Origin of the sequence: Bacillus sp. XT-4, assembly GCF_050864245.1 — a bacterium.
GTDB lineage: Bacteria > Bacillota > Bacilli > Bacillales > Bacillaceae > Bacillus > Bacillus altitudinis.
On the sequence record NZ_JBPAFI010000001.1, the window covers coordinates 593,232 to 604,974 of the forward strand.

At 41.1% G+C, this 11,743-nt stretch carries 11 protein-coding genes; 5 read left to right on the forward strand and 6 right to left on the reverse strand.

Features of this window, described 5'->3' with window-relative positions:
- Nucleotide 1: 1 nt before the first annotated feature.
- Nucleotides 2–1,171, reverse strand: a complete 1,170-nt coding sequence (locus ACRRMM_RS03180; protein ID WP_331832524.1) for an acyl-CoA dehydrogenase family protein — start codon at nucleotides 1,169–1,171, stop codon at nucleotides 2–4.
- 120 nt (nucleotides 1,172–1,291) lie between these two features.
- Between ACRRMM_RS03180 and ACRRMM_RS03185 the strand changes: the two genes are divergently transcribed.
- The 4 genes from ACRRMM_RS03185 to ACRRMM_RS03200 are packed head-to-tail and all read left to right on the forward strand — an operon-like array spanning nucleotide 1,292 to nucleotide 4,358.
- Entirely contained in the window at nucleotides 1,292–2,080 is a 789-nt protein-coding gene (locus ACRRMM_RS03185) for an amino acid ABC transporter ATP-binding protein (RefSeq protein ID WP_007501396.1), read from the forward strand.
- Complete coding sequence (locus ACRRMM_RS03190) at nucleotides 2,077–2,937, forward strand: amino acid ABC transporter substrate-binding protein (protein ID WP_428828463.1); 861 nt, start codon at nucleotides 2,077–2,079, stop codon at nucleotides 2,935–2,937. Before ACRRMM_RS03185 ends, ACRRMM_RS03190 begins: the two co-directional genes overlap by 4 nt.
- Complete coding sequence (locus ACRRMM_RS03195; RefSeq protein WP_008342617.1) at nucleotides 2,934–3,632, forward strand: amino acid ABC transporter permease; 699 nt, start codon at nucleotides 2,934–2,936, stop codon at nucleotides 3,630–3,632. The genes ACRRMM_RS03190 and ACRRMM_RS03195 overlap by 4 nt, the downstream gene beginning before the upstream one ends.
- A gap of 12 nt (nucleotides 3,633–3,644) precedes the next feature.
- Nucleotides 3,645–4,358: an amino acid ABC transporter permease gene (locus ACRRMM_RS03200; protein ID WP_008342619.1), complete on the forward strand. Its 714-nt coding sequence runs from the start codon at nucleotides 3,645–3,647 to the stop codon at nucleotides 4,356–4,358.
- A 40-nt stretch (nucleotides 4,359–4,398) separates the two neighbouring features.
- Here ACRRMM_RS03200 and ACRRMM_RS03205 read toward each other — a convergent pair whose 3' ends face one another.
- From ACRRMM_RS03205 to ACRRMM_RS03225, 5 genes are all read right to left on the reverse strand, one after another.
- Entirely contained in the window at nucleotides 4,399–5,439 is a 1,041-nt protein-coding gene (locus ACRRMM_RS03205) for a 2,3-butanediol dehydrogenase (RefSeq protein ID WP_008342621.1), read from the reverse strand.
- Nucleotides 5,440–5,509: 70 nt separating this feature from the next.
- Nucleotides 5,510–6,730 carry an MFS transporter gene (locus tag ACRRMM_RS03210; protein ID WP_407974434.1) on the reverse strand — a complete coding sequence of 407 codons (1,221 nt, stop codon included), beginning with the start codon at nucleotides 6,728–6,730 and terminating at the stop codon, nucleotides 5,510–5,512.
- A gap of 374 nt (nucleotides 6,731–7,104) precedes the next feature.
- Nucleotides 7,105–7,854 carry a glucose 1-dehydrogenase gene (locus ACRRMM_RS03215; RefSeq protein ID WP_017367675.1) on the reverse strand — a complete coding sequence of 250 codons (750 nt, stop codon included), beginning with the start codon at nucleotides 7,852–7,854 and terminating at the stop codon, nucleotides 7,105–7,107.
- A gap of 194 nt (nucleotides 7,855–8,048) precedes the next feature.
- Complete coding sequence (locus ACRRMM_RS03220) at nucleotides 8,049–9,248, reverse strand: iron-containing alcohol dehydrogenase (RefSeq protein ID WP_057079276.1); 1,200 nt, start codon at nucleotides 9,246–9,248, stop codon at nucleotides 8,049–8,051.
- A complete protein-coding gene (locus ACRRMM_RS03225) occupies nucleotides 9,245–10,687 on the reverse strand; it encodes an alanine/glycine:cation symporter family protein (RefSeq protein ID WP_187424760.1) in 1,443 nt (480 codons plus the stop codon). Before ACRRMM_RS03225 ends, ACRRMM_RS03220 begins: the two co-directional genes overlap by 4 nt.
- A 130-nt stretch (nucleotides 10,688–10,817) precedes the next feature.
- Here ACRRMM_RS03225 and ACRRMM_RS03230 point away from each other — a divergent pair, with 130 nt between their 5' ends.
- Nucleotides 10,818–11,711 (forward strand): LysR family transcriptional regulator, encoded by an 894-nt coding sequence (locus ACRRMM_RS03230; protein ID WP_008342630.1) that lies wholly within the window; start codon nucleotides 10,818–10,820, stop codon nucleotides 11,709–11,711.
- The last annotated feature ends 32 nt before the right edge of the window (nucleotides 11,712–11,743 follow it).

Genomic DNA, 11,743 nt, shown 5'->3' on the forward strand with positions numbered 1-11,743 from the left:
TTTATTGTACGTTCAATTTTTTCTCTTCTATCGCTTGCTTTGCAATTTTCGAAATCGTCATATCGTCCATTGGTGGGTTATGAAGGCCAGCACGAATGTCTCGATAGTAACGTTGAAGCGGGCAGCTAAGGCTTAAGCTTTTTGCACCGACTAAACGCATGGCTTTATCGACCACTTGCAGACTATGATTGACGACTGTATGCTTCACAGCACCGAATTCATTGATTAACAGCTCTCTTTTCTCTGGCTGCTCATACAATGTTGTCGTTGAATAGATGACATGGCGTGCTTGCTTTAGTAGTAAATCAATTTCGCCAATCAGTGTTTGGACATTTGGCAGTTCGCTAATTGTTCCGCTAATACTGTTCGGTGAATGGGTGATGGCATACTGAACAGCATAGTCTCTTGCCGCTTGCGCAATCCCTAAATAACAGGAAGGGATATGTGCGATCCAAGGATTCAGCATACCGCCCCGAGGTCCTTTTTGCACTTCAACCAACATGTCATCTGGGACTTCCACTTGATCTAGAATTAAATCATGGCTCTCTGTTCCTCTCATGCCAACAACATCCCACGTTTCTTCTATAGAAACACCTTTTGTATCACGGTGAATTAAGAAGAAGCCCATCGCTTCTTTTTCTTCGATCCATACACCGACGAGAAAGTATGTGAGTGCTGGTGACATCGTTGTGAATGTTTTCCGGCCATTGATCACCCAATGATCTCCTGATTTCGTTGCAGTTGTTCCAGGTTTGCCTCCTCTTGTTGGACTCCCTGTCTGCGCCTCACTGACGGCCCGGTTCACAAGAGCCCCATTTTTGATTTCTTCAGCAAAAAATTGCAGCTGCTTCTCATTCCATAGTTTCTTTTCATAAATTTCACCAACAACTCCTTGGTGCCAGCCGATCGATAAGGCAGTTGCTCCATCCATACTTCCTAGCGTTTCTTGAAAAAGGACCATATCCTTTACAGATTGACCCCCGCCCCCGTACTCAACAGGCAGAGACAACGTTGTATAGCCCAGTTCTACTAATGATTCGATATTCTGTTTAGGAAAATAGGCACCCTCATCATGTTCTTTTGCAGAATGTTCGATCGTTTCACGAAGGGATTCTAGTTGATTTAGCCAATTTTTTTGAAAATCTGTATCGACAAATAATGCTTTAGACAAAACGTATCCAACTCCTCTGTTTCTAGCAATCTATCATATCCGATTTATCCAATAGGTATTATTAAAACACACTTTACTTATAGGATTTAATGTGTTAAATTTTATCAATATTAAGTACATATGTCAAAGGAACGTGATGCTTTTATGATTTCTGCTACTAATCTACATAAATCCTATGGGTCAACTCATGTGTTAAAAGGAATTGATTTCACCGTACAAGAAGGTGAAGTGGTCGCCATTATTGGACCGAGCGGATCAGGAAAAACAACACTTCTCCGCAGTCTAAACAGCCTTGATATCCCAGACAAAGGAACGCTGACAGTTGGAGAAGCTACGATTCAATTTGAACAATATCGAAAAAAAGATCTTCTAAAACTCAGACAGCAATCGTCTATGGTGTTTCAGCATTATCACTTGTTTCAAAATAAACGAGCACTTGAAAACATCACAGAAGGATTGATTGTGTCTCAAAACATGTCTAAAAAAGAGGCAGAAAAAATCGGAGAGCAATTGTTAACACGAATTGGACTGCTTCATAAAAAAGAAGCATTTCCAAGCGAATTATCCGGCGGTCAACAGCAGCGAATCGGAATTGCCCGTGCGCTTGCCATGAATCCTGCGGTGCTTTTATTTGATGAGCCGACGTCCGCACTGGACCCAGAGATGGTCGGAGAAATCCTTGAAATGATGAAAGATATTGCGAGCCAAGGAATGACGATGGTCATTGTGACGCATGAAATTTCGTTTGCAAAGGATGTAGCGGATACAGTGATCTTTATGGCAGATGGGGAAATCGTTGAAAAAGGCTCACCAGAAGACGTCCTGATGAAGCCTCAGCATGAACGGACGAAACAATTTTTATCAAGAATTCATCGCGGGATGTGGCAAGGATTGGAGGAAGACAGATGAAGCGCAAGACTTTATTCACTGCCGCTGGTATCCTTCTGTTTCTCCTCTCTCTTATTGGCTGCAGCAGTGTGAAAACAACAACAGATGATGGCAAACAAATTGTCAAAGTCGCACTAAGCGCAGAAGTCAATCCGCCTTTTTTAGCCACAAATGACCGCAACGAGCCGATTGGCTATAACATCGATTATTTAAATGAAGTCGAGAAACGTTTGCCACATATTCATTTTGATTATATCTTTGGCGAGGAAGAATCCAATTTAATTGGGATCGGCGCTGGGAAATTTGAAATGGCGGCTAATTGGTTTTTCAGTAATCCTGAACGTGAAAAACGCTTTCTTTATCCTAAGGTGCCATACGGCTATTCGATGACAGGTTTAATTGTGAATGAATCAGAGCAAGATATTCAATCTCTAGACGATATGACATCAAAAAAGCTCGCTCCCGTCAGTCCTAGCGGCGGCCTTCGTTCCATATTAAATCAATATAATGAAGAAAATGATCCGAAAATTCCGCTCACGACCATTGAAAGCCCTTCAAACGAACTCAATTTAAAACGAGTCGAAAGTGGACGGTCCGATGCGGCTTTTATGAATATTTCGACCTTTGATACGATTCAAAAACATCTTCACCTGAAAGTCAAAGTGGGCGGCATTGTCTCAAAGGAACCTATTTATCTTGTCTTACAGCCTAGCCAAAAGAAACTAGCATCACAATTGGACCGAGTGACACAAGAGATGATAGAAGACGGAACATTACCTGACCTTGCGAAGAAATGGTTTGGCGTTGATTTCTTTCAAGATATTGACTATATATCAGAGCAAGGCTATCAATATGAAGAAAGGAAGGAAGCGCCATGACGTTTACAGCTGGAGATTGGCTGAGAATCTTTTTACAAGTGGTTGATCGTCTGCCACTCACATTTCTTATGATTGTGGTGTCATTGTTTTTTGCCATCATCATCGGATTGCTGTTTGCTTGCATTCGAATCAAACAAATTCCAGTGCTGAAACAATTGGCGGTCATTTATTTGTCATTTACACGAAGTACACCGCTCATTGTTCAGTTATTTCTGATTTATTTTGGCCTGCCTCAGCTTTTACTCATGGCCGGAATTCAAATCAATCATTGGGATCGTGTGTTATTTGTGATGATCACATTCTCGTTACATACGGGCGCTTATTTATCTGAAGTCTTTCGCAGTGCATATTCCTCTGTTGGGAAAGATCAGCTTGAAGCAGCTTACATTGTTGGGATGACAGATACGCAGGCATTAATGAGGATCATTATTCCGCAAGCCTTTCTCATTGCACTTCCGAACCTCGGAAATTACACCATTGATCTCGTGAAAGATACCGCCATTGCATTTACAATCGGACTCATTGATATGATGGGACAGGTCAAAATCATCCTAGGCAATAACTACGGGATAGGCATGTTTGAAGTGTACGTCATCATTGCAATTGTGTATTGGCTGATTTGCATCAGTATTGAACTGATCACGATGCTACTGGAAAGAAAATTTGTGAAAGGCCGCACCAGCCTGTCACGCTAAGGAGGCGATTTGATGCAAACCATTGATATATCATTTGCGATTGACCAAATACCACATATTCTAAAAGGCGTTCCCTTTACCTTATTGATTGCACTTGTTTCTATGGCTGTGAGCCTTTTGATTGGATCTGTTTTTGCTTTCATTCGCCTCTTTCGTATCCCTGTGCTCCGCCAGCTGGTCACGCTCTATGTCTCATTTTTTAGAGGAACACCTCTCATTGTTCAGTTGTTTGCTTTCTTTTATGGCATTCCATTTGTTCTGACCAAAATGAATAGCACTTTTGGGTTGACCTTTCACCCGGATATGGTCTCCCCGCTTACCGTTGCCCTTATCACCTTCAGCCTGCATTCAGCCGCACATTTAACAGAAGTGGTCCGCAGCGCACTCCTTGCAGTAGACAGAGGGCAGCTTGAAGCGGCGAAAATCGTTGGCATGACCACCAGACAGGCGATGATTCGCATTATTTTACCGCAAGCGTTTGTGGTTGCCCTGCCAAACCTAGGGAATCAGCTCATTCAGCTGTTAAAAGCCACGTCCCTTTCGTTTACAATTGGTGTACTGGAAATCATGGGAATCTCTCGCATCATTGCAAATGACGGCTACAAATTTTTAGAAACGTATCTCGTCTCTGCTTTGATCTATTGGATGCTTAGCATTTTCTTTGAACTCGCTTTTGCTTTGTTAGAGAAACGAGTCAGCGTGTACGGAAAATCTCTTGGACGTTAAAAAAAGAGAACGGCATCTGCCATTCTCTTTATCGTCCTACTTATTCAGCACTGACTAAAATTTTCACTTGATCTTTTTCATTGATTAATGCATGGAAGCCATCTTCGATCACATCGTCCAGCTTGATTTTTTTCGTGACGAGTGTATCTGCAGAGAAATAGCCTTTTCTCATTAAGTTTAATACAGATGGGAAAACATCTCTATAGCCGATGATTCCTTTGACTGTACGTTCTTTAATGACAATGTCATTCGGCATAATTTCTGCGCCCTTTTCCCAAATGCTTACAATGACTGTTTCACCTGAAATTCTAGTTGATTGGATTGCTTGCTTCAATACAACAGGTACACCTGTCACTTCAAAAGAAACATCGACTCCACCATTTGTACGGCGTGCGATTTCTTGAACAACATCTTCATACTGAGAAGGATCTACAATGATCGCTCCAAGTTCTTTTGCTTTTTCTTGGCGCTCTTTTGATAATTCCACTGCATAAATGTCAGTAGCACCAGCTGCTTTTAATGCTTCAATGACAAGTAAACCGATTGGTCCACAGCCAAACACAGCTGCTGTATCCCCAGCTTGCACTTTACTAGAACGAACCGCATATAAAGCAACTGCAGAAGGTTCAACAAGTGCACCTTGCTCATATGAAATTTCGTCTGGTAACAAATGAAGTAATTCTTCATCGACAGATACATATTCAGAGAATCCTCCACCGCCACCAGCAAGTCCTAAGAAGCCCATATTTTCATCTAAGTTGTAAGCACCTTGGTGCCCGTGAGTTGCAAAAATAGGTTCAACAACCACTCGATCGCCTACTTTGTAATTACTCACACCTTCTCCAACTTCTACAATTTCACCAGAGAACTCGTGTCCCAATGTAATGGGTGCTTTTTCTTTTGTAAGTGGATGAGGTTCGTTCACAGGAATGAAGATCGGTCCGCCTAAATATTCATGTAAATCACTACCACAAATGCCGCACCATTTTACTTTCAGTTTCACTTTTCCTGGAGCAACTGTTGGTTCGTCAATTTCCTCTAGTCGAATGTCCTTTTGATCGTGCCAGCGTAGTGCTTTCATTTGTAAGACTCCTTTTCTCATCAATTTAATTAACTTACTTAAATAATGATAACATAATTTTTTTAATTTTCTAAGTAAGATGCACTATTTTTTTGACAGTCAATGGACGAAAAATGACAAAACATAGCAACAGACAAATAAGAAGCATACATAGGCAGCCAATTATGACAGAAGTACGTATCGATAACACATGCGCCAATGCGCCGCATATTCCTGTCATCATCATCGTCAGAACAGCTTCACATAACGCATAAAAACTTGCCACTCTCCCCATAACCTCTACCGGGATATTCGTTTGATAAAAAGTCATAAAACCGGTGTTTGCAAATGCTAAAAAGAAAGCGAGAACAAAAAAGCCAGCTGCTGCGACAGTCAATGTGCTTGAAAAAGCATAGATCAAGTATCCAAAAGCCACTAACAAACTTCCCGCACCAAGCATCACTGAAATAGGCAGCCTTTCGACAATGACCGTATTGAGACATGCCCCTGCGATAATCCCTGCTCCAGCTACACTGACAAGAAACCCATATTCGGTATTGGTCAACATCAGCACTTCCTTTGCAAAAGCTGCTTCAAGTGAGTCAATGGCAGTCGGCAGCACCGTGATGGCGGCACTAAATAATAAATACACGGTCATCACTTGACGGGATGTGAGACTGAAATGAAAGACAAGTTTTGCATCTTCCTTTAATACCGAGAGTGAAAAGCCTTTTTGTGCCCCGGCTGCTTTTGACAAAGTCGGTAAACACATCGTCAAAACAGCAGATATCAAAAGGCAGATTGCATTTACATAAATTGAAAGGACTGGTGTACCAATGAGAAAAAGCAACCCTGCTACGGCAGGTCCGAGTAAAAATCCACCAGACTGAAGCAAAGATCGAATGGCATTAAACCGTTTTCGTTTATCCGCCGGGATTAGTGCTGTCATATACACCATCGAAGCTGGATGAAACATGGCTTGTGCCATATGAATGAGAAATAGCATCACATATACGATCAATAAGTGGCCTGAAAATAAGGCAAAGGGTAAACAAGCAATCAGAACGGCCCGGCATAGATCTAGACTGATCATGACATTCCGCTGATTCAGTCTATCTACTAAACTACCAGACCAGCTATTTGTTAAAAGAGCCGAGACAGGTCTTAACATATAGACGGCTGTTACAGCAAGAACGGAGCCCGTTTCCTGAAAAATCAGCAGGTGGAGAGCAATCATATAAATCCATTCTCCTATGTTCGCAATACCAATCGCTCCAAGTAACATGCTCATATCCCGCCAATGTTTTTTCATCGTAGTGCCCTCCTTTTTGTCATCAAAAAAAATCCCGCCCCCAAGACATTTCTGTCTTGAGGACGGGATTGACTCCGCGTTGCCACCTCAGTTCATTCACCTGTTACCAGATGAACCTCAGCAGGTTATCGCTAACCCTTCTCTATAACGGGAGAATGCCGCTGCACCACCATCACAATGAATCCGGTACAGAGCTAAGAGGCTTGGTTCTGTAACGCTTCCCAGCTCCTTCTCAGCTTTACGGAGTTCTCTGTGTGAGGCAGCCATTACATACTCTTCTCTATTTGCGCTTTATCTTTTTTTCATCACGATCTTCAGCTGAATTGTTACATATTGTACTGCGCCTCCGTCAAGGCGTCAATGTTTTTTTCATGTTAATCCGCATAAATCATTTTCCTAGTCATGCCGCCATCAACAACCAAATCTGTTCCTGTCACAAATTGATTGTCTTCATCTGTTAAATAAAAACAAGCTTTGACAATATCCTTTGGCGTTCCTACTCGATTGGAAAGATGCTGCTGATGGTCAATTTCTCGCAAATTTTTCTCATCCTTCGTTTCAATCCACCCAGGGGAAATGCTGTTTACTGTTATATGATCCTGACTAAAGGAAACAGCCAGCGCATGAGTAAGTGCTGATATCCCGCCTTTTGATGCAGCATACGCTTCTGTATCTGGTTCTGACATGGTCGCGCGAGTGGATGAGATATTAACGATAGAACCGCCTGATTGATTCTCTTTTATATAACGTGCCGCTTCCCTTGCACATAAAAAAGCACCTCGTAGGTTTGTATGCAGCACATGATCAAACTCATCAACCGTTAGCTCATAAGGCGATTTTGTACACATAACCCCTGCATTATTGATGAGAATATCGATCGTTTGATAACGTGCCACGGCAGCCGACATGATGTCTTGAATATCCTTCTCTTGTTTCACATCCGTTTTTTTAAAAAAAGCCTCAAAGGACTCCTTTTTCAGCTGATCTTCCAAGCGCTTGCCCTTCTCTTCGTCAATATCCGCAAGCACGACACGCGCCCCTTCTTTCGCATAGCCATACGCGATCGATTCACCAATTCCATTGGCTGCGCCAGTGATAACGACTGTTTTATTGTGAAAATTCATCGTTTATCCTATCCTTTCTCTCATGAGATGTTGTCGTCTATCATACCACTCATGTATACATGATACCTAGTCAAATGGGACATAGAAAAACCACCACCTAAATCATACATTAGGAGGGTGGTATATTTGTAATTCTCCATATTGACGACATAGTCGTTTGCTTCTTGTGTAAAGTCTGGGAAAGTTTGTGTTTATCATTCAGTCATTCTATTCGGCTCTTTTTCTGTATGACTATATGAAAAAGCAGCCTTTAGTATATCTAAGTAGTCCGCTTTCGTAACGGCACGAACATTGCTTTTTGTAGAGTTATTTTGTTCTGCTAGTTGAGCCATTTTTTCAAAATCCTCTACTTTTACATAAGATAATTCTTTTAGTGATGGAATACCTAAATTCTTTGTGAATGTATACATACCATCCATTAATTTTTGAATCGCCACATCATCTGCATCCGTTTTATCTGCAAAGCCCATGATGTTTGCAAGCTCTATGTGCAATGATTTGTTTTCAGCTGCATTAAATTGTATGACATAAGGTAAAAACACAGCATTTGCGATACCATGAGGCGTATCATAAAGACTGCCGAGCGCTTCGGCTAAACAATGTACGGCTGCTACATCAGCAGAACCGAAGCATAAGCCAGCGAGTAAACTGCCTTCCTGCATTTTGTATCTTGCTTCTAAATCAGACCCGTCTTCATACGCCTTCGGTAAATAGGTCACAATGGTTTTCATTGCGCTTGCTCCCATCGCCTTAGATATAGGGTTTGTTTCTTTACATGTATAGCCTTCAATCGCATGGACCAGTGCATCAACACCTGTTGCCGCTGTTATACTTTTTGGCACCGTAGAAGTAAGAGCAGGATCCAAAATCGCAATAGTTGGTCGAAGCAAGGCATGTTTTAAGGTGATTTTTTTATGTGAAGCAGCTAACGTAATCACAGATGAACGGGTCACCTCAGAGCCAGTTCCAGCCGTGGTTGGAATACAAATTAAGGGTGATACATTTGTGTACGCTTTCTTGCCTGCTATATACTCTTCAGGATTACCGCCATTTGGACCTAATAAAGCTATGGCTTTTGCCGTATCCATTGGGCTGCCTCCACCAATCGCAATAACCGCTGATGCTTGTACTTTTCTAAAGAGCTCTGCACCCGTTAGACATTCATGATCTCTAGGGTTTGGAGATACTTGATCAAAGACGACAACGGAATAACCAGCTTCTTGCAAATAGGCTTCAATAGGCGTCACCAATCCTGCGCTTTTTACACCAGGGTCAGTTACAATCATAATTGTAGCACTAGGCAATACAATGTCCTCTACAATAGAGGCAATATCTTTAGATTTCCCCGCCCCCATGATCATTTTCGTATGACAATCATATTCAAAATTTATCATTGATTTTCTACCCCTTCATTTGTTGATTTAATTGCTTGTTTTTCTGCTCCCCACCATTCTATTCCTTTTAAACCGGGAATGGTAGAAGCGTAAAAAACAGGGTTCTTTCCTACCTTTCTTTGTCCCATGTAATCATTTAGAGCCGCAAAAGCAAATTTGCCTAAAATCGCAATGGCAACCAAGTTAACAATAGCCATAATCGCCATCGACAAGTCCGCTAACGTCCAAACGATTTGTAAGTTGGCGAGAGCACCAAACATAATCATCATTAAAACAGTGATTCGATACACGAATAGCGCGGTTACACTGTTATGAATAAAACCGATATTGGCTTCACCGTAATAGTAGCCACCTACAATGGAGCTAAATGCAAAAGTAAAGATCGCAAATGCTAAGAAAATACTAGCCCAAGAACCGAAATGCTGCGCCATTGCAGCTTGAGTAATTTCAATACCTGACAAATCACCTGCTGTTTCTACTGTTGATAGCATAATAATAAATGCTGTACAACTACAAACAACTAATGTATCAAAAAATACGCCTAATAATTGAACAAACCCTTGTTTTACTGGGTGTGAAACATGGGCAGCAGCAGCCGCATTTGGCGCACTTCCCATTCCTGCTTCATTGGAAAATAAACCGCGTTTGACACCGTTCATTATTGCAGCGCCGATTCCGCCTCCAACCATTTGCTCTAATCCAAACGCACTTTTCATAATACTTGCTAATGCTGCGGGTACATCAGCGATATTTGTCACAATCACATAAAGTGCTAAGATAATATAAAACGAGGACATGATTGGCACAATGATTTGGGTAAAGCGGGCAATTCTCTTTACACCACCAAAAATGATGAGAGCCGTAAGAATGGTTACGAATACCCCCATGCCAATTGGACTGATACCAAATGAATATCGAAAGGCATTTGTGATGGTGTTCGTTTGTACTGCATTAAAAATTAAGCCAAAACTAATAATAACAGAAAAGGCAAAGATCCTACTTGGCCATTTCAGTCCAAATTGCTTTTGTATATAATAGCCTGGCCCCCCTTTAAAACCATCACTTGTTCTCACTTTATATATTTGAGCGAGTGTGCTTTCGACAAATGCAGAAGCTCCCCCTAAAACCGCTGCAAACCACATCCAGAAAATAGCTCCAGGACCACCAACTGTGATGGCAATAGCAACACCTGCCATATTTCCAGTTCCAATCCTCGTCGCTGCTCCGATAAAGAAAGCTTGCATTGAAGAAATGTCTTGACTCCCTTTTATTTTTGGGGCTTTTTCAAAAATAGAACGGAAGATCTCTTTTAGTAAGACAATTTGCATAAACTTCATTCTCACCGTAAAGTAGATTCCAATCCCTATTAACATAACGACTAAAATATATGTCCATAAAAAGTCATTTATTGAATTGACAATCGTTTCAAACAAAGCCATCCCCCCTATAAAATCTGAACATTCTAAATAATGAAAGCGCCTACTTTTATCATAGTAAAAATGTTATGATCTATCTATAGAAGTTTTCTGATTGCATCAATCGGCTCATCCGATTTAGGAGGGATTGACGTTGGAAATAAAGCAACTGATGATGTTCCAAACAGCATCAAAAGTATTAAACTTTACAAAAACAGCACAAATACTTGGCTATGCTCAATCAAGTATCACAGCAAATATCGCTGCATTAGAAGAAGAGCTAGGAACCCCTCTATTTGAAAGGCTTGGAAAAAGGGTCATTTTAACTGAAGCTGGCATGAAGTTTCAAGATTATACGGATAAGATTTTAGGTTTAACAGGAGAAGCATTAGAGGCTGTTGGTGGGATGAGTGAGCCAAGCGGCATTTTAAGAATATGTGCATCTGAAACACAATGTACCTATCGACTTCCTCATATTTTAACGGACTTTCAAACAACGTATCCTAAAGTAGAACTGATTTTCCGTCCCGGAATAGCTGAAAAGGATGTTTTAAATCTATTACTGGAAGGACAAATTGATGTCGCCCTATTATCGATGAATCCTGTCGTATCCTCACATTTAATTGTAAAAGAACTAAAAGATGAACCGATGGCCATTGTATGCTGTCCAACAAATCCATTGAGCAAAAAACAAAAAGTATATCCTATCGATTTAGACGAGCAAAGATTGTTGTTAACTGAAGACTGCGATTATCGTTATGCCTTCGAACACTCTTTGACACAGGCAGGAGCAAAACCGAGAAGTAAACTAGAACTAGCAGATGTAGAAGCCATAAAAAAATGTGTAATGGCTGGTCTAGGAATTGCTGTACTTCCCGAAATTTCTATAAAAAGAGAAATAACAGAAGGCCATATGATTAAAATCAATTGGATGGGACCCTGTCTCACAACGAAAATCCAACTATTCTGGCATAAAAATAAATGGATGTCTCCTGCTTTGAAGGCGTTTGTTGATTTAACAGAGGAATATATCCTTCTCAATGGGTAATGTGAAATATTTACTTGGGCAGCCTTCAATTT

Bases quoted from the DNA above. Each gene is read 5' to 3' on its own strand.
- ACRRMM_RS03185 (WP_007501396.1), top strand. From the start codon at position 1,292: ATGTCAAAGGAACGTGATGCTTTTATGATTTCTGCTACTAATCTACAT.
- ACRRMM_RS03190 (WP_428828463.1), top strand. From the start codon at position 2,077: ATGAAGCGCAAGACTTTATTCACTGCCGCTGGTATCCTTCTGTTTCTC.
- ACRRMM_RS03195 (WP_008342617.1), top strand. From the start codon at position 2,934: ATGACGTTTACAGCTGGAGATTGGCTGAGAATCTTTTTACAAGTGGTT.
- ACRRMM_RS03200 (WP_008342619.1), top strand. From the start codon at position 3,645: ATGCAAACCATTGATATATCATTTGCGATTGACCAAATACCACATATT.
- ACRRMM_RS03205 (WP_008342621.1), bottom strand. From the start codon at position 5,439: ATGAAAGCACTACGCTGGCACGATCAAAAGGACATTCGACTAGAGGAA.
- ACRRMM_RS03210 (WP_407974434.1), bottom strand. From the start codon at position 6,730: ATGAAAAAACATTGGCGGGATATGAGCATGTTACTTGGAGCGATTGGT.
- ACRRMM_RS03215 (WP_017367675.1), bottom strand. From the start codon at position 7,854: ATGAATTTTCACAATAAAACAGTCGTTATCACTGGCGCAGCCAATGGA.
- ACRRMM_RS03220 (WP_057079276.1), bottom strand. From the start codon at position 9,248: ATGATAAATTTTGAATATGATTGTCATACGAAAATGATCATGGGGGCG.
- ACRRMM_RS03225 (WP_187424760.1), bottom strand. From the start codon at position 10,687: ATGGCTTTGTTTGAAACGATTGTCAATTCAATAAATGACTTTTTATGG.